24 protein-coding genes are annotated in these 25,762 nt (G+C 39.3%); 11 read left to right on the top strand and 13 right to left on the bottom strand.

What is annotated here, in order from left to right; translation table 11 throughout:
* Window positions 1–109: 109 nt before the first annotated feature.
* On the bottom strand, window positions 110–739 hold the full coding sequence (locus tag R3E32_10560) for a metallophosphatase domain-containing protein (GenBank protein ID MEZ4885157.1): 630 nt from the start codon (window positions 737–739) through the stop codon (window positions 110–112).
* Window positions 740–750: 11 nt separating this feature from the next.
* The gene (locus R3E32_10555; GenBank protein MEZ4885156.1) at window positions 751–2,136 is read right to left on the bottom strand and encodes a DUF1343 domain-containing protein; all 1,386 of its coding nucleotides are present in this window, start codon (window positions 2,134–2,136) and stop codon (window positions 751–753) included.
* Between the two features lie 428 nt (window positions 2,137–2,564).
* Between R3E32_10555 and R3E32_10550 the strand changes: the two genes are divergently transcribed.
* The 5 genes from R3E32_10550 to R3E32_10530 all read left to right on the top strand — a co-directional run bounded on the left by R3E32_10550 (window position 2,565) and on the right by R3E32_10530 (window position 10,609).
* Window positions 2,565–3,917: an FtsX-like permease family protein gene (locus R3E32_10550; protein MEZ4885155.1), complete on the top strand. Its 1,353-nt coding sequence runs from the start codon at window positions 2,565–2,567 to the stop codon at window positions 3,915–3,917.
* Between the two features lie 424 nt (window positions 3,918–4,341).
* Window positions 4,342–6,051, top strand: a complete 1,710-nt coding sequence (locus R3E32_10545) for a hypothetical protein (GenBank protein ID MEZ4885154.1) — start codon at window positions 4,342–4,344, stop codon at window positions 6,049–6,051.
* A 23-nt stretch (window positions 6,052–6,074) separates the two neighbouring features.
* Entirely contained in the window at window positions 6,075–6,899 is an 825-nt protein-coding gene (locus R3E32_10540; GenBank protein MEZ4885153.1) for a hypothetical protein, read from the top strand.
* A gap of 23 nt (window positions 6,900–6,922) precedes the next feature.
* The gene (locus tag R3E32_10535) at window positions 6,923–8,932 is read left to right on the top strand and encodes a T9SS type A sorting domain-containing protein (GenBank protein MEZ4885152.1); all 2,010 of its coding nucleotides are present in this window, start codon (window positions 6,923–6,925) and stop codon (window positions 8,930–8,932) included.
* A 9-nt stretch (window positions 8,933–8,941) separates the two neighbouring features.
* Window positions 8,942–10,609: a M4 family metallopeptidase gene (locus tag R3E32_10530; GenBank protein MEZ4885151.1), complete on the top strand. Its 1,668-nt coding sequence runs from the start codon at window positions 8,942–8,944 to the stop codon at window positions 10,607–10,609.
* A 20-nt stretch (window positions 10,610–10,629) separates the two neighbouring features.
* On the opposite strand, the gene R3E32_10525 is transcribed toward R3E32_10530, so the two are convergent.
* Entirely contained in the window at window positions 10,630–11,382 is a 753-nt protein-coding gene (locus R3E32_10525; protein ID MEZ4885150.1) for an IS5 family transposase, read from the bottom strand.
* A gap of 147 nt (window positions 11,383–11,529) precedes the next feature.
* Between R3E32_10525 and R3E32_10520 the strand changes: the two genes are divergently transcribed.
* The 3 genes from R3E32_10520 (at window position 11,530) to R3E32_10510 (ending at window position 12,996) form a co-directional block, all read left to right on the top strand.
* The gene (locus R3E32_10520) at window positions 11,530–12,009 is read left to right on the top strand and encodes a hypothetical protein (protein MEZ4885149.1); all 480 of its coding nucleotides are present in this window, start codon (window positions 11,530–11,532) and stop codon (window positions 12,007–12,009) included.
* Window positions 12,010–12,082: 73 nt separating this feature from the next.
* Window positions 12,083–12,697 carry a hypothetical protein gene (locus R3E32_10515; protein MEZ4885148.1) on the top strand — a complete coding sequence of 205 codons (615 nt, stop codon included), beginning with the start codon at window positions 12,083–12,085 and terminating at the stop codon, window positions 12,695–12,697.
* Entirely contained in the window at window positions 12,694–12,996 is a 303-nt protein-coding gene (locus R3E32_10510) for a hypothetical protein (GenBank protein ID MEZ4885147.1), read from the top strand. Before R3E32_10515 ends, R3E32_10510 begins: the two co-directional genes overlap by 4 nt.
* Window positions 12,997–13,009: 13 nt before the next feature.
* Here R3E32_10510 and R3E32_10505 read toward each other — a convergent pair whose 3' ends face one another.
* Entirely contained in the window at window positions 13,010–13,492 is a 483-nt protein-coding gene (locus tag R3E32_10505; protein MEZ4885146.1) for a transposase, read from the bottom strand.
* Between the two features lie 19 nt (window positions 13,493–13,511).
* Entirely contained in the window at window positions 13,512–14,024 is a 513-nt protein-coding gene (locus R3E32_10500) for a winged helix-turn-helix domain-containing protein (GenBank protein MEZ4885145.1), read from the bottom strand.
* Between the two features lie 54 nt (window positions 14,025–14,078).
* On the opposite strand from R3E32_10500, the gene R3E32_10495 reads away from it, so the two are divergent.
* Both R3E32_10495 and R3E32_10490 read left to right on the top strand, forming a co-directional pair.
* Window positions 14,079–14,426 carry a hypothetical protein gene (locus tag R3E32_10495; protein MEZ4885144.1) on the top strand — a complete coding sequence of 116 codons (348 nt, stop codon included), beginning with the start codon at window positions 14,079–14,081 and terminating at the stop codon, window positions 14,424–14,426.
* Window positions 14,427–14,602: 176 nt separating this feature from the next.
* Window positions 14,603–15,712, top strand: coding sequence for an Mrp/NBP35 family ATP-binding protein (locus R3E32_10490; GenBank protein ID MEZ4885143.1), 1,110 nt, complete (start codon window positions 14,603–14,605; stop codon window positions 15,710–15,712).
* Window positions 15,713–16,482: 770 nt separating this feature from the next.
* Here R3E32_10490 and R3E32_10485 read toward each other — a convergent pair.
* Window positions 16,483–17,832: an MFS transporter gene (locus R3E32_10485; GenBank protein ID MEZ4885142.1), complete on the bottom strand. Its 1,350-nt coding sequence runs from the start codon at window positions 17,830–17,832 to the stop codon at window positions 16,483–16,485.
* Window positions 17,833–18,015: 183 nt separating this feature from the next.
* Here R3E32_10485 and R3E32_10480 point away from each other — a divergent pair, with 183 nt between their 5' ends.
* Window positions 18,016–19,467, top strand: coding sequence for an NAD(P)/FAD-dependent oxidoreductase (locus R3E32_10480; GenBank protein ID MEZ4885141.1), 1,452 nt, complete (start codon window positions 18,016–18,018; stop codon window positions 19,465–19,467).
* Between the two features lie 3 nt (window positions 19,468–19,470).
* Here R3E32_10480 and R3E32_10475 read toward each other — a convergent pair whose 3' ends face one another.
* The 7 genes from R3E32_10475 to R3E32_10445 form a co-directional block, all read right to left on the bottom strand.
* Complete coding sequence (locus tag R3E32_10475; protein MEZ4885140.1) at window positions 19,471–19,914, bottom strand: hypothetical protein; 444 nt, start codon at window positions 19,912–19,914, stop codon at window positions 19,471–19,473.
* Window positions 19,915–20,028: 114 nt separating this feature from the next.
* Window positions 20,029–20,235 (bottom strand): GDCCVxC domain-containing (seleno)protein, encoded by a 207-nt coding sequence (locus R3E32_10470; protein ID MEZ4885139.1) that lies wholly within the window; start codon window positions 20,233–20,235, stop codon window positions 20,029–20,031.
* A gap of 93 nt (window positions 20,236–20,328) precedes the next feature.
* Complete coding sequence (locus R3E32_10465) at window positions 20,329–21,450, bottom strand: acyl-CoA dehydrogenase (protein ID MEZ4885138.1); 1,122 nt, start codon at window positions 21,448–21,450, stop codon at window positions 20,329–20,331.
* A gap of 105 nt (window positions 21,451–21,555) precedes the next feature.
* The gene (locus R3E32_10460) at window positions 21,556–22,740 is read right to left on the bottom strand and encodes an acyl-CoA dehydrogenase family protein (GenBank protein MEZ4885137.1); all 1,185 of its coding nucleotides are present in this window, start codon (window positions 22,738–22,740) and stop codon (window positions 21,556–21,558) included.
* Between the two features lie 119 nt (window positions 22,741–22,859).
* Entirely contained in the window at window positions 22,860–23,945 is a 1,086-nt protein-coding gene (locus R3E32_10455) for a phosphotransferase family protein (protein MEZ4885136.1), read from the bottom strand.
* Between the two features lie 176 nt (window positions 23,946–24,121).
* Entirely contained in the window at window positions 24,122–24,853 is a 732-nt protein-coding gene (locus tag R3E32_10450) for a histidine phosphatase family protein (protein MEZ4885135.1), read from the bottom strand.
* 91 nt (window positions 24,854–24,944) lie between these two features.
* Window positions 24,945–25,721: an enoyl-CoA hydratase-related protein gene (locus R3E32_10445; protein MEZ4885134.1), complete on the bottom strand. Its 777-nt coding sequence runs from the start codon at window positions 25,719–25,721 to the stop codon at window positions 24,945–24,947.
* Window positions 25,722–25,762 lie beyond the last annotated feature (41 nt).

Below are 25,762 nucleotides of genomic sequence, written 5' to 3'. Positions count from 1 at the left end.
GGGTGAGGATTTGATATTTTATTAAACCACGAATTAAATATCGAAAGTCAATTAAACTTGAATGAAAATTTTGTAGAAAGCCTACTGACTTTCGCTGCAAAATTAGCACTTAAAAATCAATACACACAGGCGCATGGACCATTTGATAGTTGAGGTTCAAACAACTTGCATTGATAAAAGTTGTCGCATCGTTTTGGCTAATGCTGTATGCCTCATGTATGTGTCCGAAAATGTGGTATTTAGGTTTGATTTGCAGGACCTTCTCCAACAAATCTTCACATCCCACCAACTCGCCCCTTGAAGTTTTATCACCTTGTCCATAAGGCGGGCCATGTGTCACCAAAATATCCACATCATCGGGAATTTGCTCCCAATATCGGCGAATATCTTGCCCACGATGCCGATTGAAGGCCCAATCGTAAAACCAGGGTGTGATGGGAGAACCCCAAATTTTGATGCCTTCGATTTCGATGGATTCGTTTTCGAGATAGGTGATATTGTTGGGTAAAAGCGACTTGAAAAGTTGAGGATTTCGCTCCAATAAAAAATCGTGGTTGCCGCCAATCAACACTTTGTGCGGATGTGGCAATTCGCTGTACCACTCCAAAAAGTCATTGACTTGCGCCAATGTCCCCATTGAAGTAAAATCACCAGCATGGACAATCATTTTACTTGCAAGTAATTGCAGTTTTTTGTTTCGGTGTTGACCGTGTGTGTCTGACAAGAAGGTTATTTTCATAGTTTTTTTAATCAAAAATCAGGATACAACAAATACCGCTTCCGTTTCTCCTTAAACTGACTCAAAGCAGGTTCCCAGCTTTCTCTAATTTTATGTTCGGGTGTACCTGCAATAATCTGTTGGCGCAATCTGGAATTACCCGCCAACTTATCGAAGAAATTGTCTTTGTTGAAAAATTCTGCTTTACTGGGAAAATCACGATAGACTTCAATCAGCCATTTCAAATCCAATTGATGCTGATTGTAAAAAACCTCCAAACGCATGGTAGAAAGGTCAAAACCGTAGCAGGTTTTATTTTCGTGTTTGGGATATTTTGCGCCCTCCATACTGACAGGCCTAAATTGGTAGGGCATTTTTTTGGAGGATAATTCGGGTGCGCCAATGAGTTGAAACTGTTTATCGGTGCCACGTCCAATGCTGACCGCAGTTCCTTCAAAAAAACACAAAGACGGATAGAGATAAATCGAGCGGCTATTCGGCAAATTTGGAGAAGGTTTGATAGGGAGATTGTAAATCGTGCGGTGCGAATAGTTGTCGCAAGGAATCACCGTCAAATCACAACGCATCCCATTTTTCAGCCAACCTTCACCATTGATCATTCTCGCCAATTCGCCAACCGTCATTCCATGTACTACAGGAATCGGGTGTATTCCCACAAAAGATTGATAAGCAGACTCCAAAACGGGACCATCCACATAATGACCGTTCGGATTTGGACGGTCTAAAACCACCATTTTGACCCCATTTTCGGCGCAGGCTTCCATCACATAGTGCATCGTTGAAATGTAGGTGTAAAAACGTGCGCCCACATCCTGAATGTCAAAAATCACCAAGTCAATGCCCGATAATTGTTGGGCAGAAGGTTTTTTGGAGTTGCCATACAGCGACACAATCGGCAATCCTGTCCGCACATCCCTCGAACTGCTTACCTGCTCGCCCGCATCAGCTGTACCTCTAAATCCATGTTCAGGAGCGAAAACCGTTTTTACCGCCACTTGCTGCGACAACAAAACATCTACCAAATGTCGACTGCCAATCATTGAAGTTTGGTTCACGACCACTGCCACATTCAAACCACTCAAAATAGGTAAATATTGGTTCAATTTTTCTGCACCCATTTGAAGCCTTGCAGCCGCTACAGGGGCAGTAGGCTTTTCCTTCAAAGGAGGTGTAGGACGTTCGGCAGGCGAAACCATTTCTGGTATTTTGGTTTTTGGAGTCGGGGCTTCAACAGTTTTGGAGGGGGCTTTGGGAGTAAACTTTGTGGGTTTTTCGCCCGTAGGCATATCTGTCCGAACTGTTGTTGGCGTTTCAATAGGAGATTTTTGCACCCTGTTTTTTGGGGTACAAGCAAAAACCATAATGATAATAAAGCCTATTACAGCAAGTTTTTTCATACTTTTGACTTTGATAATGGTGGTAATGGTTGGATTGTCCTATTGCTGAATGGTTAAATGGCTGTATTGTTTCATTGCCCAATAGTTATATGGTTGAATTGTTTCATTGCCGAGTTGTTGTATTGTTAAATTGGTGGTTTCTAAAAAATAGTTTGTGGTTTTGAGTTGAATTCACTCCGTAGGAGTAAAATTTTTGAATATTAATCATTCAACAGTTGAATAAAACAATATAACAGTAGAACCATTTAGCAATAGAACAATATAACAGTAGAACCATTTAGCAATAGAACAATACAACAGTAGAACCATTTAGCAATAGAACAATACAACAGTAGAACCATTTAGCAATAGAACAATATAACAGTAGAACCATTTAGCAATAGAACAATGCAAAAGTAACATCTTCATTTTTAAATCAAAACGTTGAAGTGAATTTAGAGTTTTTTATTACCAAAAGAATCGCTTTTAGCGGCAATAAATCTTTCTCCAATTTTATTGCCAAAATTGCAGTGACGGCAGTAGCCTTGTCGGTGGCGGTGATGGTGATTACTACGGCATTGGTGAATGGTTTTCAGGACGAAATTAGCCGCAAAATTTTTGGTTTTTGGGGACACATTCACATTTCGAGTTTTGACAGCAGCCGTTCATTTGAAGACACGCATCCTATCAGCAAAAATCAGCCTTTCGTCAAAAGTTTGGACACCCTCGCCAACATTCACCACATACAAGTCTATGCCCACAAACCTGGCATCATCAAAACGGATACCGATATTGAAGGGGTGATATTGAAGGGTTTAGATACAGATTTTGATTGGGATTTTTTCAAGCAATACCTCATTGAAGGGGAACCTCTTGCACTCAGCGACACGGGGAAGGTCAATGAAGTAATCATTTCTAAAATTACCTCAAATCGGCTTCGATTGAAGGTAGGGGATAACCTGTTCATCTATTTTGCAGAAAAACCCATCAAAATTCGCAAGCTAAAAATCAAGGGCATTTTCAGCACAGGCTTATCGGAATACGACGAAAAATTTGCGCTGACGGACATCAAACACATTCAACAACTCAATCAATGGGAAGACGACGATGTGGGTGGTTTTGAAGTTTTTTTGAAGGACACGCACCAAAACACGCCGATTCACTCCTTTCTTTCGGGCTTCACTTTTTATGTGTATGACTATCTTCAGTCTATTATTTTCTATTTTTTTTATGAACATTTTGGGTGGGAATGGGCAAATACCGAAAAGTTGGATGCCATAGACTCAATGGCAGAACACATTCACTACAATGTGTTGCCAAATGCACTCAATGCACGGACTATTAAAGAGAAACAAACCAATATTTTTGAGTGGTTGAAGCTGCAAAATGTGAACCGCTTGGTTATTTTGGTCTTGATGGCTTTGGTGGCAGTTATCAACATGATTACCGTTCTGCTCATCATCATTTTGGAGCGCACCAACATGATTGGGATATTGAAGGCTTTGGGCGCACCGAATTGGCGCATCCGCAAAATTTTCTTGTACAATTCTGCTTTTACCATCGGACTTGGTTTGATTATCGGCAACATCATCGGAATTGGTTTGTGCTTGCTGCAACAAGAATTTGGCTTTATTCGCCTGCCCGAAGAGTCGTATTATATTCAGATTGCCCCTGTTTCACTCGACTTTTTTGTGATTGCAGGGCTGAACTTGGGAACGATTGTGATTTGTATTTTTGCGCTGATTTTGCCTTCTTATTTGGTGACGAGGATTGACCCGATTAAGGCGATTCGGTTTTCGTGAGGTGCTGAGAGATTATCAAAGTGGAAAATAATATAGTAGTTTTTTTTTGCTGCATTGTTGTTTTTTTGAAAAAGTTTTGTTACCTTGCAGAAGAATGGGGATTCAACACTGAAAATAAATGCTTAATCCTATTTCTTAATCACTCAAAATTGTCTTACAATAACCTAACTTAAAAGGAAACCTTTTCCTTTCCCTTTCCCTTTCCCTTTCCCTTTCCCTTTCCCTTTCCCTTTCCCTTTCCCTTTTCCTTTTCCTCACTGTTTTTTAGCAGTGTGATGGGGATTTTATGTTTTATGAATAAGGATATTATTTGGTTTATTCATGTAATGGATAAAATTGGAGGAGGTATATCTATTTGGTTGAAAATGATTTCATTGTTAAATGTTAATATTTTTTATTTAGTTTATTAAACCCAATTTAGAATATGAAAAAAATAATGCTCTTGCCTTTCTACATGAGAAAGAAGAATTGTAAACAAACAAAACAGATTGTTCTGTTAATGATGCTGTTGCTTTTTATACTGCCTACAAACACTTATGCGTTTGAAATGAGTGCGGGACCAGATAAAGTGATATGCGAAAATGGAGAAACGGTTTTGGAAGGTTCTGCAAGTGGTAGTGTCAATGAAAGTTATACTTTTTCTTGGGAACCTCCTGAAAATTTATCTTGTACGGATTGTCCAGATCCTACAGCAAATCCTTCTACTACAACTATCTATACGCTTACGGTGATTGATTTTGGAGGGTTTGTTTGTACGGATGAAGTCGTGGTGACGGTGGCGGAACTAACTGTTGGACCCATAGATTCTGATTTTGAGACAGACAAAGAGGGGCGAATCATGATTTCTACGACGCAAGATGATGTCTATTATACCTCTGCACAAACAGAAGATGGCAAAGTAAAGATAACGGCCTATTTGACACCTACGGAAGAAGTAGAAGGTCAAGTAGTTTATTTTAGGACTGTAGATCCTGACCCTGATGATGCTTCACCTTATGAGAAAATAGAAGGTACAAATAATCAAGATTTGAATGGTGGAGACAATAGAGATACTGATATTGGTAGTGGAAAATTTGACAATGGAATGTCAACCACAAGTGCTGTTGTTAACTTGATGGAAGTTAATGGAGTTCAAGTAGCTGTAGCAGAAGTAGAATTGACAATTACCGACCAATATTCGGGCGACAACTATCAAGTAGAAGCTTGTTTGGACGGTGATTTTGAAGGGTGCAATATTGCTCGAACTTCAGTTTTGGTAGCTTGGAAAAGGGTTTATTTAGAAACAGCTAAAATGTATCGACAAGGAGCAACAATTTTAGAATATTTTGAACCTGATGTTGATGATACCAGTCCTGATGAGATAATAGTAGATAATACCTCAGATTTCAACACTGGAGATGAGATAGAATTATTTGGAGCCTTAAAACATGGTGGCGCATCAGTTGAAGTGTTTTCTACAACAAGCACAATTATAAGTAAAACTGATAATTCTATTGTAGTCAATGATGTACCTCATCAAATAGGAGAATTTGAAACCATTGCATTTTCGAAGTATAGTGGGATTAAACTCTTAAATAATGACTCCGTATTTGATGCCTATACTTCTTCTTCAACAGAAAATTCTTTTGGGAAAAAAACGAAAGGGGAAGATGGTGGTTGTTTTGTAGAATTTAAAGTAATTGCAACAATTAATATTCCTAAATATAGAGTAATACCTACAGAGAGTATATCTGATGCATATTTAGCAAAATGGAGTGTAACTGCTGTTGATAATAATCGAATTTTTTTGGCAACACTTAGAGATGTATCTGATACTTTTACCGACGATGGTGCCCTATCAGGTTATTCAAAACATGTATTTAATCGTATGGCTGTAGTATTTTTTAGAATGTCAGGGCCTGTAGAACATATTGAAGATATTTTCAACACGACTATTTCACATGAATTAGGTCATCAATTTAATGTTAAAAGTGATCATGTTGATTCAGATGATCCTATTTTAGGAAATGTGTTAAATCATGAAGGAAATGACAAATGCATAATGTCTTATTTAACAGTAGATGACGGTAAAAATCAGAGAGAATTTGATGAAATATGTATCTATGAAATTAGGGATCATGTTGATCCTATTTAAAAAAATACAAAAAGTAAAATACAATGAGTTATTTATTTAGATGTTTATTGTTAACGATGCTATTTTTTACTAATGTAAATTATGCACAAAATAAAACCACTGAAGTTTATAATAAGGAAGTAAAAATTCTTATAAAACAAACAATAAATCTTCCTCCTAATATTCTAACAGTTGAATTGACAAATTTAACTGATGGAATAATACATACCTCACCCATGGGTTTTAACGATAATAGAATCTTTCTTGAAAATGCTGAAGGAGATGTAAATGAATACTGTATTTGGGCTAAGTCTAATGCAATTGAAATTCAACCTAAATCTACTAAAACTTGGGATATCGATATTGATGCAATACTAAATTTATTTAGTCATAAAGGGTTTCAGAAACCTAATATTTATAATATAAAATTGAAAATAATTTATAGAGATGTCGATAGACAAAAACAAGAGCTAATGTCAAAACCATTCAGTTATGTAAAGAAATCAAATCCAGATTTAGCGTTTAAGTTACGTGCCAAAGAGAGTGATAATAACACTCTAATGTTTTATATCTCTAACTTTGGGGATGGTGATACCATTAATATAAGTAACCAGTACGCTATGGTTATTACTGATTCTAAAGGATGTTCTATTACCTATTTTTCTAAGGAAAAATCAAAATTTATCCCACTTCTTAATAGTCGTTTTCATGTATATGATTTTAAAATGAACAAAATTTTAAAATCATATAAATCTGCAGGTTTACAACAATCAGGAGAATATACGATACAATGGGAGTTCAATTATTCATATTCAGATCATAAAGAATACGAAATAACCACTCCCGAATTTACCTACACCAAACATTAACCCAACCTTAAAATAGAATTCTTATGAAATCAACTATAAAATTTTTTGTTCTATTTCTCTGTTTCCACTTTCATCTCCAACATTGTTATGCATTAGTGGTATTTGCTGAAAATGCTTGTGATGAAACCTATGGAAGTGTGGTGGGAATATTGATTAATGGAGGCTGTGCTCCTTACGATGTATATTTAGATGGAGAGCAAATTGTCTTTGAAACAATGACCAATTATCTGGAAATACCCAATGTGTTGATTGGAAACCATACAATTATGGTGGAGGATCAATCGGGGTGTACGGCAGAGGATGCAGTAACTGTTGACAGTCCTTTGCAATGGTCATTGAACAATTATGAATGTACTACAAATAACAATGGAGTAACGACCATGAATTTTAGTATCAACTTCTTTGGAGGTAATCCAATTGGTAGCGTCTATAATGTTACCTACCCTGACGGAACTACTGCGATGAATGCAGGAGTTGCTAATTCAATGTATGAAATTGAACCTGGTGAAAATATCACTTTTACCATAAGCGATGGACTCGGTTGTACGATTGTAGCCTCTTTCAATTGTCAAGGAGTTGTGCAAGACTGTAGTTTACCCATTGATGTTTTTGTATCGAGTGTGGTTTGTGAAAGCGCATTTGAGTGTGATGATTTTGGAGGAGGGCCCGCTACTTATGAAGTAGATTTTATCGTATCGGGAGGCTTTCCACCCTATACGCTGTTAAATGCTTATACAGGAGAAATTTTGGAAGAAGGTTTCAATGGAGGGAGTTATAGTGTTGGAGGTGTTCCAAGTGCCATGCCCTACAAATTTATCGTGGTAGATGCACGGGGTTGTCAGGCAAGTACAAGCGATGAAGGAGAACATTGTTGCCTCCTTACAGGAGATGGAAACAACTGGCCTCCTGAATTGGAAATCAACGACCCCGCAGGTACTTATGCCACCGACTTTAACCCCTGTGTAGGAGAAGAAGTATGCTTTAGTGTGCAGACCTACGATTTTGGAGACCTCGAAATGGTATTTGAATACGATGATGTGGCTATGCCCAATGCCAATATCACCATCAATAGCGGCAATGATTTCGGTATTTTCTGTTGGACACCTACCGAAGACGAAATAGGCTCGCACAAAATCATTGCACGTTTGTATGAACATGGCGAAAGAGTAATGGACGAAATGGAAGCAATTCCACTGGTTTTCCACATCAATGTACAATGCGGTGGCAACTGCCCTGCTTGTCCTACTTGTATCAATGCCTACAATATGGGTATCAACAATGCAGTAGCAGACTGCAATGGCAACATCCTAGAAAATGGGAGCATTGTGGTCTATCCCGACCCTGCGGCAACTTGCCCTGTAGTCGTTCGACATCCAGATGGAACAGGAGCTTATTTTAGTTTTAGAGATTTAGTGCCAGGAGATCATAGTGGTTTAGAAGTTAGTTTGGATGGAGGCTATACCTATCAGACACTTCCTACCATGACCGTAGGCTTGGACCAAATGAATGGAGAAGAAGAGGTTTTGTTGTCTTACAATGCCAGTAGTAGCCCACACGACGAATGTACAGGAAGTGCCGTAGTCAGTGTTTTTGAAGGAGAAAGCAACTATCAATACAGTTGGTCGGACTGCCCGAATTGCAATCAAGCAGATAGAACAGGTTTGTGTGCAGGAACTTACACGGTCATGGTAACAGATACAGACACAGGTTGTAGCAATGTGATAGAAATTCGCATTCCACTCCGAGTAGGACATCCTTATGGTGGTCATGGAATCATAGATTTTGTGTTAGTGCCAACGGTTTTCTCACAAAGCACAGACATCATTTACCAATTGGGGAGTTCGCTCAATATTTCTCTCACCATTTATACACTGCAAGGTCAGCCTATTCAGACGCTTATCAACAATGAACCCAAAAATGCGGGACAACACGTTTTTCCATTAGATGCCAGTATTTTAACCAATGGAACCTATCTGTTTAGCTTGGAAACAGCCAATGAGATTCGTACAACAGTCGGAATTAAGTCTAACTAAAAAAAAACAATGAAAAAATTATATTATATCTTCAATATTTTCTTTTTAACTTTTGCCATCCAAATCAGTTTTGCACAGGGAGGGAGTCATCACCTTACTTCAAACTGTGCCAACTTCAATGCCTTTATGGACAATGGCAATATGGTTCAAATAGAGTCCTACACCTACAATCATTATCCAAATGGCACATTGATGATTGACCCTGCTCAATTGTACAATGTGACCGCAGACGATTTACTCAATTTGATGAGTATAGATGCAGGAACAAGTTTTAGCTTTGTCAAAGAGTTTCCCAGTCGATTTAGGGCAGATGAAGTTTTTCAGAAATACCAACAGTACTTCAATGGAGTGATTGTAGAAGGAGGAGGTTATACAGGAACATTTTATCGGCAAAACATAGGAGTAGGTTCAGGACCTTGTGACCCATTGGCTATATTTTCTCCTCATATACTTACAGGGATTACTGTAAATACGAATCCCACAGTTTCCAGTTCAAGTGTTCCAGCGATTCTTCAAACGGGGCCTATACGTTACCTAGAACTGGTTGTTGCCCATGATTTAGACGACCAATGTGATTATGTCCTTACTTGGAAAGCTACCTATATGCAAAATGGACAGAAAACTTCGTGGGTCAATGCACACACAGGAACGATTCTCAAAACTATTGATTCTGCTATGGGAATCAAAGCATCTTTGACAACTACTGGGCCTAATTATCCCCCAAACCCAATATTAAATGATGCCACCATTGGAGGAACTACTTTTCTTCAATCTCCTGATGGACAGATTACTCTCTATGATTTTGGAACTGATTGCCCAGAAACTACTTTAAATACTGATGAATGGGAACCCAATTTGGTTCCTTCCACAAGCAATAGCGAATGGGGAACAGAAACGACTCCTGAAGCATATCAAGCTTTTTATGTGACTTCCTTGGTTATAGATGCCTTTGAATCATTGGATATAAACTTTGAAAGCGTAAATGTAGCTTCTTGTTTAGGATTTGGTGCATTTTCGCTTTTTGATTCTACAATTGAAGAAACTTATATTTATATTGGGCTTTTTGACGGAGATACAGGAGCCTTATTTGATATACTTGGACATGAATTAGGACATACTTTTTTAAATCAATATCTTATCTACGATACTCCTGGAGGACAATCTTTACACGAAGGCATTGCCGACATATTGGGGACTTATATCGAATCAATTATTACAGGAAGTACAGATTGGGTAATAGGAGATGATGAATCTAATGTTGCTAGTCTTACAGGTAGAGATTTACAAAATCCAGAATTTGATTGCTTTACAGATGTAAGCCATTTAGGTGGAAACCAAGGGGAGCAATATGATAGAGGACAGCCTCTAGGTCATTGGTTTTATTTGGCTTCACAAGGCGATAATCAAAGTATTCCTCCGATTCCTGCTATTGGAATGGATGCTGTGATAGAAATACTTATAGAAGCATTACAAGAAGATGGATTTGGTGAAGGAAATACAGATTATCCAGATCTAATGGCAGCTACTTTGATTGTTGTAGAAAATGATTTTGGTAGATGTTCAGATGAGTTTTTGGCAATTGCTCGTGCTTGGGAGGCAATTTGTGTAGATACAGGCTTGGGAACGGGTGTGCCCGATTGTAATTTCAGAGGCTGTCTTGATTTGTCATATAATTAAATAATCCATTCGTATTATTATTAAACGACTCTTGCCACCATGATCCGAATCATCGCCAGTTGAATCATGGTTTTGCTGGTATCTGGATTAAACTCATAATCTTTGCTTAATCTTCTATAATGCTCAAACCAACCAAAAGTACGCTCTACTATCCAGCGTTTAGGCTGCACCGAAAATCCTTTTTGTTGCCTGCTTCGTAAAACTATTTCTATGACCCAATGTTTGAATCTCTTCGCCCAGTCTCCTCTATAAGTTCCGTCTGCTAATATTTTCACCAATCGCCAAAATTTTGATTTTACCCCTTTAGCTAATAGGATAAATCCTTCTTTATCACTAACATTAGCAGCTGTAATGGCTATGGCAATAATCAACCCCAAAGTATCTACCATAACGTGTCGCTTGCGTCCTTTTATCTTCTTATTGCCATCAAAACCTTTCGTTTCTTCGATAAACGTACCAGTAGCTACGCTTTGGCTATCCACTATGCCTAAGCTTGGACTGATGAATTTGCCTTCTTTTTGGCGTACTAATCGGCGTAAGGCTTCATGTAGTTTTGCCCATATTTTTTGTTTTTTCCAACGGTAAAAATAGTCATAAACAGTTTTCCAAGGTGCAAATTCTTTAGGTAACATACGCCATTGACAACCTGATTTCAATACATAAAATATCCCATCAAGTATTTGAGTACGTAAGTCCCATTTACGTTTTCTTTGGTTATCTAAAAGTTTTTCAATAACTTCCCATTCGGCATCGGTTAGACTGCTACTATACATATTTATTGTTTTTAAGTTTATGAACTATGTATTAGTATATATAACTAACTGATGCCTTTTTAGTTCATTTCTCTAAAATCAAGACAGCCTCTCAGTATCTTAAATACAGGTTCAGACATAGTTTGTGAGGAAGATGATTTTTTACACTTGTATCTTGGAGGAGGGCTTGCCACAACGGATTATAATTGGAGAATTCATGGCGGAGGTTCATTTGTAACTACTGGCAATCAACAAGGAAACAATGTATATGGCACAACTTCACTCATTATTACCGATTTGCCAAAATATCCCTACTATCCTCAATATCTGATTATTGAGGTCTATTCTCCTACCTTGGGAACAGACTATACCGAACGAAAACGCATCACCCTAATAGACTGTAATGGAGACGATCCAACTTGTAAGGAATATTATGGTTTGAAAAGAAGCAATGAAGATATTTCTCCTATTTCCGATTCCGTTGCCAAAACTATAAGGGGATTTGATTTGACAGGTCGTTTGGTTTTTGAGCGTGATATGGACGAATTTAATAGGCAAGACTTAAAAACCAATGAATTGATGATTTTGGTTTCATACGATGCAAATGGACAAATGGTAGAAGTCAAGAAATCCTTCATCGGACATTAAAAGTTTATTTTTATAGTGGCAAAAATCAAATTGGTTTTTGCCACTTAATCATTACTTCAAATAAAAGACAAAAATGAAGAATCATCTATTCCTTTATTTCTTACTATTCTTCTTTACCGAATACTGCTATGCTCAAACCTACATCAAGCCTATCATAGGAAGGGATTTCACAAGATTGGAAGAGAAAATAGAACCAGAGGTCATTAATGGACTTATTCTAGATTTTCATATTCGTGAAAAGGGATTTAATTTTGAAAGCACATTATTTGGAGTGAAATTAGAAACACAATTAAGTCCTAAATGCAGTATGGGATTGATTTCTACTTATACTAAAAAGAAATTTGGAGCAACAATTTCTCTTGGTGTTGCCTATCGAGAAGGTTTTACTTTCAATTACTTTCGCAATCAAATAGGGCTTAATTACAAATTAAATGAATACTTATTTTGGGGTTTAGGAGGAAACTTTAACATCATAACAAATTTTAAAGACAATAAGTCTAACTATCAACTCATCTCTGTTTTAAAAGATTTTGGAGTTCATGGAATTATAGGAGCAACCTTTCAGAATGTTCAATTGGAAATTTATTATTTACATAACTTAACCTCCCATGAAGATAAAAAATCTGGAATCAATTTAGCTCCCATCCAATCTTTAGGAGCAACTTTAGGCTATAAAATTCGACTATGAAAAACCATCTACTCCTCTGTTTTTTACTATTCTTCCTCACTGAATATGGGGTCGCTCAAACCTACATCAAGCCCATAATAGGAAGAGATTTTACCAAATTAGAGAATATTAAATCAAGATTGCTTACAATCAATGGAAGTACCTATACAAGACAATATAGTATGAGTACAAGGGGTTTTAGATTTAATAGTACCTTATTTGGTCTAAAAGTAGAAAGTCAATTAAGTCCAAAATACAGTATTGCATTGACTTCAACTTATACTAAAAAAGAGGTAGGTGCAAGTTTTAGGAATATATAGGTTTCCGCATTGATTAGGTATAAAACCCCACTTTTGTATTCCTGAAGAAACTTTTAACAAGTTCCTTATTCGCTTTGATTTCTTCTAAAGCTTCAATTACCCTTCTTTTTAACTCATCTTCTGTTTTACAAAAAACATTAACTAACAATACATTTTTTACATAATTCCAAACTTGCTCTGAAGCATTTAGTTCGGGAGAATAAGCAGGTGTGTTTTCTAATCTAATACGAGGATTTCTATGTGTTTGATGTAAAGCATTTGCCACCTCCTTAGCCTTATGAATGGTAGCATTATCCCAAATACAAACCAAAGCGGTTTGCAAGTCTGCCCAGCAGTTATTCATGAATCGAACAATTGCATTATGATGAAAATTACATTGGCGTACTTCGTAATATAGGTCTCCATCTTCTGTGATGACTACTGCTGCTGAAATTTTTCTATAATGCTTGCATTCATGCTGTAAAACAGGCGTTTGTCCTTTGCGGGCATAGGTCACTTGACAAGTAGGTAATAAACTAAAACCTGCTTCTTCTTGATAACTTATTGTTCGATTTTCTTCTTTTGCTTTTTTTTATGCTGGGTAACTTTTCCTCCTTCCATTCCTGCACTTTTTCTGGATTTTTACGATAATCTTCTAATTGTGGTTTTTGGCGGGTATAGGTAAGTTTTTTTAGAATACGCCCAACATGTTGGGTACAATAGTCTATTGCGAATTTTTCCTTTATGACTCTTTGAACTCGACCACAATTCCAAATTCCCCCTTCAAAGCCGTAGTTTTCAGCTCCTTGGTCTAATATATTTCCTAATTCTTGTAATTGTTCGCTTGTTATTTTAGGAGTTGCCCCTTTCGCTTTTGAAGGTTGAATAGCTTTCTGCCCCCCTTGCTTATAGGCTCGAATAATTTTGCTCACATAAGGTTGAACTACATCTACAACTTCAGATATATCAACTTGTTTCATGCCTTTTTCATGCAAATTAATAATAGTTTGACGACGGTTTAATTGAGCTTCAAGTCCTTTTAATTTCATGATGATTACCAAATTTACAGCAAATATACATAGTTCTTAGGATATTACTACTCAATGTGGAAACCAATAATTCCTATCAGTGGTTATGTTTTTAATTATTTTAGAAATCAATTGGTAGTCAATTATCAACTCAACGATTTTGTCTATTTTGGAGTAGGAGGAAATGTCAATATAATGAGTAAGTTTCAATACAGACTTGTTAATAGTGATGAACCTTATGGCGATTTGGGTTACCTTCTAAAAGAATTTGGCATCAATGCAACAACAGGCATTCACTTCAAAAACATAGAATTGGAGTTGTATTATATCCACAACCTGACGACTCACGAAGAAAAAAAAGGCTTGAATTTGAAGCCCATACAGTCTTTTGGAGCGACTTTGGGCTATAAAATTCGACTATGAAAAACATAGAATCAAAAACAATCCTCCTAATAAACTTTTTTGATTTTGGTTCAGATTCCTATATCTTTGAGGTGATTTTTTGCATGGTTCATGAGTTTGTAATTCTAAACTAAACCTTATGAGCCATTTTTCATTATATCAAAGATTTAATTCAAAATCAACCTATCCTATCTACCATGGCAATTACAAAATCAGAAGTACTCAAAGCACTAAGCTACGTCGACGACCCCGATTTGGGCAAAGACTTGGTGACACTCAACATGGTGGACAACATCGAGATTGAAGGAAAAACAGTGCGTTTTCGCTTGATATTGACAACTCCCGCCTGTCCATTGAAGGAACACATTCGCAATGCTTGTATCACTGCCATCAAACATTTTATTGACCCAGAAGCACAAGTCGAAGTAGAAATTACTTCAAATGTCACTTCTCGCCGACAGGACAACCGAATGGTTTTGCCTTTTGTGAAAAACATCGTGGCAATCGCTTCGGGCAAAGGAGGTGTAGGGAAATCTACGGTAGCGGTGAATTTGGCGGTGGGTTTGGCAAAACAAGGCGCAAAAGTGGGCTTGATTGATGCCGATATTTACGGCCCTTCCATTCCTACAATGATGGATTTGGAAGGAACAAAACCGCAAGTCGGCACCTTCAATGGGCAACAAAAAATCATTCCTGTCGAAAAATATGGTATCAAAACCTTATCCATTGGTTTTCTCACCGATGCAAGTCAAGCAGTAGTCTGGCGAGGTCCGATTGCGTCTTCGGCTTTGAAGCAGTTCATTACGGATGCCGAGTGGGGTGAATTGGATTATTTGCTGATTGACCTTCCTCCTGGCACTGGCGACATTCACCTGACGATGGTTCAAACCGTTCCTGTGACGGCTGCAATTGTGGTCACAACTCCGCAAGAGGTCGCTAAAGCGGATGTAGTGCGTGCGGTAGCAATGTTTAAAATGCCCAATATCAATGTACCTGTCTTGGGAATCGTTGAAAACATGGCCTATTTTACGCCAATGGATGCACCCGACAAACGCTATTATATTTTCGGCAAAGGAGGCGGTCAAGAATTGGCTGCCAAATACCAAGTTCCGCTATTGGGGCAAATTCCGATTGTGGAAGCGATTCGTGAAGGAGGTGATTCTGGTCTTCCCGTAGTATTGAACGAAAATCCCAACAATCGAGTTGTGGCAGATGCTTTTGACCTACTGGCGCAAACGGCAGCGAGAAACATAGCGATGCGAAACGCAAATATGGCTCCTACAAAGATGGTGGAGATTACGACTTAAAAAATGAAAATGAAAATGGAGATTAGGTGTAAAGACTTTGGAAGTTTTCTTTTGAGGGCATACTGATTTTCAAACATCCCATATCTTTCAGACTAAACTTCCAAAGTCTAAATATCAATTTAGACTGAAACAGAAATCATTTAATATTTCAGCAGCATCGCTGCGGCACTATTTGTAGAGACAATGGCAAGTAGATTTTTATGAGGGGCGTAGCCTCGACACCACACCTAATCACTCATTTAGCCGTGCCGAAGCTACGCTCCTAATCGCTTCAATTCAATGTGTTTTTCTACAAATGGGGTCTGAGCTACGCCCTTTTGACTATCAAATAACTTTCGTTACAGACTTTTGTAGTGTTATTTTAAAAATTTATCAGAAGGAAGAAAATCAACATTCTATCAACAGAAAACTACAAAAGTCTTTGTCTTAAAAAAAGAAGTCATTCCTTTTATGACGATATTTCGCTAAAAATTATTCCCATTCGTAGCCCATGAATTAATTCATGGGCTACGAATGGAGTTTATAATCAAGCGGTTATTCTGTTTTTAAAAATAGTGTTTTATCACCAATAATGGAATATTTTTTCGTTTTTGCTAAGTCAAAACCTTTTCCGGTTTAGACTTTTGTAGGTTTATTTTAAAAATTTATCAGAAGGAAGAAAATCAACATTCTATCAACAGAAAACTACAAAAGTCTTTGCATCAGTGTGGTTTAATTTTTTCTTCTGAGTTTAAGCGCATTCGGAATAGCAGGTAAAGAAAACCTCTGTTTCACTCTGCCTCTGTATTCAGTTCCTCCAAAATACCCTCATATACCTCTTTGGTCAAAGGATAAAACCACATCACCAACACAATCCCAACACCACTTACTGCAATCCCCAAAGTCGCAATGGCATGAATCCCCTGCAAAGCCTCAACAGATTGGTCCACATTTGGCGCATAACCAATACCCTCCAATAGTAAACCCAAGATAAACGAACCCAATCCGAGCGACAACTTCAAAAAGAACAAACCCAAGCCAAATAAAATCGCTTCGGCACGAATCCCACTTTTCCACTCCCCATATTCCACTGTATCGGGCAACATCGCCCAAAAAGAAAAAGCTGCACAGCCAATACCCGTACCAATGATTGCCATGTGAACGTAGGCCCAATAAACTTGCTGCTGCGCCCAAGGATTGAAGTAAAAAGTAAGGCTGCCCAAAAGAATCACGGCACAACCCGCCAACAAAGTATTGCGCTTGCCTATTTTCGCGCTCAACTGCAGCCAAACGGGTAGTGAAAGCATCAAACAAGTAAATAAATACATCATTCCTTGCCCCAAAGCTGCTTCATTTTGTAGGTTATATTTGAAGTAATAACTCAAAGATTGATAGAAAATCACCACACCTGCCATGCCAAACATAATGAAGGCACAGATTTGCCAAAAGGGACGATTGTGCTGCAACATTTGAAGTGTATCTTTGAAGGAAACGCCTTGTGCGCTTGGTTTTGGAGGTAATTCAAAGGTGTTTTGGAAGCAAAAAACAAACAAAAGGGCGGCTAAAATGGCAAACACGATTCCGACATAAAAGTACCCATTTTCGTTAGGCAACCAACCCATTACAGCCATCAACGAACCTGTAAAAACAGAAACGGTCATCGCTCCTGCATAACCCAAAAACATCCGATAAGCTGCTAATTTACTTCGGGCTTGGGAGTTGAAAGTCATTTCGGAGGAAAGCGAAGAGTAGGGAATGTTGCCGAGGGTAAAAAAGGTGCGAAAGAGGATTTGCAAGGCGATTGCCCATAGAATCAATGCAGTACCTGTGTAAGCGACTTGGTAAAACATAAACATGTAAGACAGCCCCAATGGAATTGGTGCGAGCAGTAAGTAAGGACGGTAACGCCCCCAGCGTGTTCTGGTTTTACCTGCAAAATAGCCCATCAGTGGATCGGTGACAGCATCCCAAATCGTGGCAATTAAAAATATTGTACCTGCGGTTGCAGCTTCAATACCCAGAATGTCGGTATAGAAATACAGTAAAAAGAGCGTTGCGCCTTGAAAATAGAGATTGAAGGCATAGTCACCGAGTCCAAAACCCAAGTAGTTGCGAAAAGACAGCTGTTTGGTAGTTTTCATCGTGTTTGTTTTGTGGGTTGAATTTACGAAAATAGATTTGGTGCAAAGACTTTCAAAAATCTAAAACCAGCTTTTTCTTCAAAGAACCATTTTTTTATGAAACGAAACTACCGAAGACTATATTGGAAACATAATTTAGCTGAGATTTCTTAACTTTAATACATTTATCGGGTTAACAACAATATGAGCAACAATTACGACGCAATCATCATCGGTTCTGGTCCAAACGGACTATCTGCTGCCATTGAGTTAGCACAAAACGGTTTGAAAGTCTTGGTCTTGGAAGCGGCTGCAACGATTGGTGGGGGAACCCGCACCGTTGAACTTACCCTACCCAATTTTCAACATGACTACTGCTCTGCAGTCCATCCCACAGGTATTTTATCTCCTTATTGGCGCACGCTGCCCTTAGAAAAATACGGTTTACAATGGATAAAACCCTCGGCTTCAGTAGCCCATCCTTTGGACAATGAGGAGGCCGTTTTGATGTCCCGATCCGTTGAAGAAACAGCCGCAAATTTGGGCATTGACGGAGACGCTTGGCAGAATATGTTGCGTCCATTTTTGAAGAATCCACATGGTTTGTTGGAAGATGCTTTGGGACCGTTGAGTATTCCCGACCATCCGCTGATGTTGGCTCGATTTGGCTTGAAAGCTATGTGGTCCGCCACACGTTTGGCAAATTGGCAGTTTAAATCTCACCGAGCAAAGGCATTGTTGGCGGGTTGTGCAGCGCACAGTGTTTTGCCTTTGGACATGGCGTTTAGTGCGGCAATCGGTGTGATGTTTGCAGTGATGGCGCATACCGAAAACTGGCCTGTTGCAGCAGGTGGCTCTACGAATATCACCCAAGCATTGGCCGCTTATTTGAAGGAATTGGGAGGTGAAATCCAAACCGATACGCAAATTACCGACTTCAAACAATTGCCACCTGCAAAAGCCTATCTTTTTGATACCGATCCACTTCAATTGACACGCATTGCAGTCAATGAACTTCCCCAGTCTTATATCAAACGCCTGCAAAAATTCAATTATGGCCCTGGTATTTTTAAGGTGGATTGGGCTTTGGATGGTTCTATTCCGTGGTCTGACAAGCGGTGTTTGCTGGCTTCAACGGTGCATATTGGAGGAACAATGCAGGAAATCAATGTCAGCGAAAAGGCAGCTTGGCAGGGGAAACACTGCGACAAACCCTACATGATTTTGTGTCAGCAAAGCGAATTTGATAGCAGCCGTGCGCCTGAAGGCAAACAAACGGGTTATGCCTATTGTCATGTTCCGCAAGGTTCAACGGTAGATATGACCGAGATCATGGAAACCCAAATCGAGCGTTTTGCACCCAACTTCAAAGACCTGATATTGGCCCGACACACCACAAATACGGCGCAGTTTCAAACTTACAATCCAAACCATATTGGCGGATCAATAACAGGGGGCACCAACAACATCAGCCAATTGTTTACCCGTCCTGTTGCACGTTTTGACCCTTATTCAACACCCAACCCCAAAATTTTTATCTGTTCATCCTCAACCCCTCCAGGTGGTGGAGTGCATGGAATGTGTGGATTTCATGCAGCAAAAAGCGTATTGAAGCGGCTGAAAAAAGGAACGAATATAAGTGAAAAACACATTTAGTAATCAAGGATTTGCACTACAAAATCGCTTGATTAATTTCGCTCTCCTTTTATTTTGAACCTGAACTTTAGACCAGGAAACGATGATGGCATCATACTCAGGTGAAACTTCTTTTTCGGCTTCGGTCAACACAATCAACTGATTGGCAACACTTCCGTTTTGTTCGAATCTTGGTTTTCCAAATACTTCAAAATACCTGTTTTTGCTGCTCAAATTTGCACCCCAATTCCCTTCTGCAAAGGCTATGCGCTTTCCTTCAAAATCAAACTCACCCCGATTTTCCTTCAATGAGGTATTGAAGTATTCGACTTCACATTCATTCAGCAATGGCTGATTGTCTGTGCCACAGCGTTCTATTTGAAGGGTTTGAGCATTTGCTGATTGAAGGAAGCTAATAAAAAATATTAACCTTAAAACATTGATAAAAAATGATTTAGATTTAATCATCGAATTTATTATTGGTGAAAAAAATTAGTACAGCACTCTTTCATCACCAAACGCCAAGTTCGCCTTCTACATTGTGTTTACAGGGGGCAAAATTTATATCTGCCTTCCTATTTGTTATTTGCAACAATCCGTTTTCCCCACTTGAATTGGAGGACATTTCACCGTTCCATAACTGCAAAACACACAACAGTCTCCCGCTTTGGGCTTCAATATTTTGTGGCAGTTTTCACATTCGTAAAAATATTGACAAGCATCGGTAGGCATGGTTTCTACTTTTTGATGGCTGCAATGTGGGCAGGTGAGTTGGGATAGTAAAAGCATGAGTGTTAATTTTTTGTATAGGATTACAAACAGAAAAGTCGGCAATCCTTTTGAAGTTTTACCGACTTTTCAATTTGTCAAAATTATATCATGTTAAAACCCATTCAACCTCGCAAACCTATCCAAGTGATAGTTGTAATCGCCCAAAGTCCGCTGAGCCACTCTCGCACGTTTCATAAAAAAGCCAATTTCCTCATCATCTGTAACACCAATACCACCGTGCATTTGAATCGCTTCATTTGTCACCAACTCAATCACCTCACCGACTTTTGCTTTGGTCATACTCGCCAATTTTTCCAAGTCACTGCTATCGTCATCAATCGCCTGCAAAGATTGAATCACCAAAGATTTACACAATTCAATTTCTGAATACATCAGTGCTGCACGGTGTTGAAGAGCCTGGAAACTACCAATTTGGACACCAAACTGTGTGCGTTCTTTGAGGTAAGCAATCGTGCGGTCAAAAGCCTCTTGCATTGTGCCCAACATTTCAGCAGCCAGACCAATTCGAGCAATATCCAAGGTTTTTTCCAAAGCTCCAAACCCATCACCATCTTCACCCAACATCTCAGCAGGCACATTGTGAAAAGTCACGGTTGCTGCATTTCGGCTGTCCATCATCCATTTTCTCTCGACACTTAATCCCTCTGCATTGGCATCCACCAAAAATAAATGGATACCTTCAAGTCCATCAGCAGTTCTTGCCACAACAATCAACTTATTCGCCACATGTCCGTCCAAAACAAAAACTTTTTTGCCCGTCAGTATGTAACCATCTCTCGTCTCGATGGCAGTCGTTGTAATTCTGCTAGAGTGGTGCCGATTTCCTTCTTCCAAAGCAAAAGCAACGACCATGTTGCCTTCTGCAATGACAGGTAAAAGGCTTTCTTTTTGAAGTACATTTCCTGCCAATTTGATAGCAGTTGTACCCAGCCAAATAGTTGAAAACAAGGGGGAAGCAGTCAGCGTACGCCCCATTTCTTCCATTATTTGCCCCAAACCAACATGTCCAAAATCCAGTCCGCCATAGGTTTCTGGGATGGTCAAAGATGCCCAACCCATCTCAGCCATTTCTTGCCACAAACCAATGTCATAACCTTTTGAATCATTGTTGTCTCTCAACAATCGCAATGCCGATACAGGTGCACGGTTTTTTAGAAACTCCTTTGCAGAGTTTTTGAGCATTTGCTGCTCTTCATTGATAACTAAAGACATATTTTTTATTGTTTTATTGTTTTATTGTTTTATTATTATATGGTTATATTACTGTATTGTTTGCCCAAAGCAATGTAACAATTCAGTAATATAACAATTCATCCATTACCTACTCGGCAATCCCAAAATTCGCTTCGCAATGATATTCAACATCACCTCCGAAGTACCGCCTTCAATAGAATTGCCTTTGGTGCGACACATGTCTCTCGCCAATTTACCATCGTTGTAGGTTTCGCCCCACTCTACACCTTCAAAACCCTTGACCAACAAGCGCATTTCAAAATGCTCTTTGTTGAGTTCGGTAGCATAGTATTTGAAGAAAGAAGACTTTGCCCCTGGAGATTGACCTGCCTTTGCTTCGTCTGTTGTGCGTTCAATGGTCAATTTCAAAGCTGTTTCATTGATCATCCATTGAGCAATTTTTGGGCGCAAAATCGGATCCATCAATACCTCATTTTCGAGTCCAATCTCTTCAATTGCCAATTGATGCAAGGGTTTCGCTACTTGATTCAAGCCAATTCCAGAACGCTCATGCGTCAATAAATACTTCGCAATCGTCCAACCGTCGTTCAATGTTCCCACCAAGTTTTCTTTTGGCGCAATGGCATTGTCAAAGAAAGTCTCACAAAAAGGTGACTTACCACTAATCAATTTGATGGGGCGAGTTGTCACTCCTTCTTGATCCATGTCTATCAACAAAAAACTGATGCCCGTATGTTTAGGAGCTTTGGGATTGGTACGAACCAAACAGAAAATTTTGTCAGCTTTGTCGGCATACGAAGTCCAGATTTTTTGCCCATTGATTAAGAAATGATCGCCCATATCCTCCGCCTTTGTCTGCAAACTCGCCAAATCACTCCCCGAGCCTGGCTCGCTGTAGCCCTGACACCACCAAATCTCACCTCTACAAATCTCTGGAATGTATTTCATTTTTTGTTCTTCGCTACCGAAATGCAATAAGGCTGGACCCAACATCATCAATCCAAAACTGAACAAAGGTGGTCTGGCGTTGATACGTGCCATTTCCTCTTTGAATACCTTATGCTCTAGCTTGTCCAAACCGCCACCACCGTATTCTTTGGGCCATGCGGGAGCAGTCCAACCTTTGTCCCTCATTCGCTCAAACCATAGTTTTTGGTCTTCGCTATCAAAATGTGGCTTTGTTCCACCCCAAAATATGTCTTCATAACTTTTGATGGGGGTTCGCATACTTTTAGGACAATTTGCTTCGAGCCATGCCCGTGTTTCTGCCCGAAAAGTCTTAATATCTGTCTGTGTTGTTGTGTTCATATTTGATTGTTATTTTAGTTGTTATTCTTTTTTTATTTGAAACCACTCCAACTGTTGCCAAAATTGGAAATTGTACCGACTCCTTCAGCATGTTCCATTGGCAAAGTTTCTATTAATGTCTAAAAAAGGTCATCTATCCGTTTCTTCTCAATTGCTCTCACTGCAATTTGACACAAAGTTTCCGCCATTTTGTTCATGTAGGCAAAGCGTTTATCTTTTGTAAAACCCTTGTGGTATCGGTAGTAAATTTGCTGCAATACCACTGCTAATTTAAACAGTCCGTATGCATAGTAAAACACAAAATCGCCTACATCTCGTCCACTTTTTTCGGCATACAATTGCAGCATCCCTTCCCTCGATGGATTGCCCTTCAAAATCGAAGGATTCGGAAAAGCATTTCGCATGATAGAAGGGTCATCGTGATTCATCCAATATGCCATCGTTGTACCTAAGTCCATCAAAGGATCGCCGATTGTACTCATTTCCCAATCCAAAATCGCCACAATTTTGGTCAAATCGCTGGCAGCCAATACTACATTGTCGTGTTTGAAATCGTTGTGAATCAAGGATGCACCTGTTTCTTTGGGGATGTTGTTGTTGAGCCATCTTGCAGCCTGTTCAATGACAGGCATCTCATCGGTTTGGGCTTTGAAGTAGCGTCTTGTCCAACCTTCCACTTGTCGGGTCACATAGCCCTCGGGTTTCCCCAAATTGCTGAGACCTATTTTTTCATAGTCCAAAGCATGAAGTTCTACCATCGTATCCATCAACGAATCTGCAATCTTGAAAATTTCTGTTTCCTCCATTTTCTTTGCAGGCCCGCCGTCGCCTCGAAGTATTACCCCTTGTACCCGTTCCATTACATAAAACTCTGCTCCAATGATGCTTTCGTTATTTGTGTAAATCAATGGTTTGGGAGCTTTTTTGTAGGATTTTGACAAGGCAGACAAAACCTTGTATTCTCGGCTCATATCGTGTGCTGATTTCACATTTGCACCAAAAGGAGGTCGCCTCAAGACCATCTGCTGCTCGCCTAATTTGAGGAGATAGGTCAAATTGGAAGCTCCACCAGGAAATTGTTCTATGGTCAATTCACCGCTCACCTCCTCCAAATTTGCCAATAGGTATTTTTGGAGAGAGGGAATATCAAGTTCTTCCCCTTGACGGATGTTTGTAGCTTGGTCTATTAAGTTTGTTTGTTGCATTGTTAGCATGGATTTATGGCTTCATGGTTGTATGGTCACATGGTTTTATGGTTTTATGGTCGCATGGTTTTATGGTCGCATGGTTTTATGGTCACATGGTTTTATGGTCACATGGTTTTATGGTCGCATGGTTTTATTTTCTAAATCAACCATTTAACAATTTAGTCATTCATCAATTAAACAAATGTGACGAGTTCTTTCTCCTTCAAATGTGGAACTGTATTGAAGGACTTCAATCCAATTTTGCCTTTTGAAAACATAAATTCGGTAATAGCCGTATTTTGAACTGCACTGTTCAATTCCATTATTTTTTCTTCCTTTCCCATCTGCAAAACTTCACCCGTTGCAGCCGAAACCGTGCCGCCAGAAGTAAAAGCTCCAATGGTCAAACCCCGTCCGTCTTCGTTGTCCTTCAGTATTTGCTGCAAACCACGCCTTACCATCTCTCTAAAGTCTTGCCAAGATTGTAGGTGTTCGGGGTGATTGCCATTGAAGTCACCCCTCGCCCAAAGTTCCAGCGTGTGGTGAAACATTCTGAGGTGGTTTCGTTTCAACATTTTTGGATTTGCTTTCACTTCAGCATCCCATATTTGCAGTTTTTCATCCGTTTCCAGTAAGGTTGGAAGCATGTGCCGATAAACGGCAGGGCCTCGGTGTTCAATCAATTCGGGCATCAAAATCGGTTCGGGAATGTGAATACCTTTTTCTTGATACGCTTCTTGCACCATTTGCAAGGTTTGGTGGTGCCGCTTCAATGGGCCGACATAAATTTTGTCAAATCGCACACCTTCTGCCACCAAATATTCTCCCAAAACCTTTGATTGACGGTAGCCCAAATCTGATAACTGGTCGTAGTTTTTCGCCATGAAAGAGGCTTGGGCGTGTCGTATAAATAGTAGTTTGCTCATTTTGTTAAGACGAAAGATTTTAGACGAAAGACAGAAGATTTGAGTAGTAAGTAGAGAATCTCACGTCTTACATCTTGTGTCTTGTGTCCGATTATTCTCCTTTAAAGTTCGGTTTGCGTTTTTCCATAAATGCTTTACCGCCTTCTTGAAAATCATGGCTGGATAATCCAATCACCTGCTGTTCGGCTTCATAAGCGATGGTATCTAATAGACTGTGATTGGCTGCAAATCGAAGGGTTTTTTTGGTCAGCGCAAAACCAAGCGTTGGGCGATCTGCCCATGTGTTGGCAAATGTCATTGCAGTTTCCATCAATTCATCTTCTGGTACTACTTTGGTTGCCAAGCCCAATCGCTGACATTCTGATGCGGAAATTTTTTCTCCTCCTGCTGCAATTTCCATGGCTTTTGCCAACCCTACTGCTCTTACCAAAAACCACGAAGAACCTGCATCTGGGGTCAAGCCAATATTGATAAACGCATAGCGAATATTAGCGGTGTCTGCCATGATTCGAAAATCACACGCCAATCCAAAACCAATGCCTGCTCCTGCCATCGAGCCATGAACCGCAGCAATGACAGGTTTTTCCATCTCTGCCAAACGACGAACCACATTGCCATAGTTCATATTGAGGTGATCCCGCACTTGTCTCGGACTGCGCTCTAATCCGCTACCCAAATCTGCTCCCGCACAAAAACCTTTTCCATTGCCATATATGACTACTGCTCTTACTTCTTTGTCTATCATTGCAGCATCGAGAGCTTCTCCAAAGTCGGATAATAATTCATCTGTAATAGCATTGTAGTTATTCGGACGATTGAGGGTAATGATTCCCACTTTGCCTTCTTTTCGGTAGAGAGCTGTTTTCATGTTGGTGTTTGTTTCTTTTAGGAGAAGCGAATTTAGTACAA

It is taken from the genome of Chitinophagales bacterium, assembly GCA_041392475.1.
Taxonomy (GTDB): Bacteria; Bacteroidota; Bacteroidia; order Chitinophagales; family UBA2359; genus JAUHXA01.
Note: the sequence above shows the minus strand (reverse complement) of the source record. Positions and strands in the feature narration are given on the sequence as shown.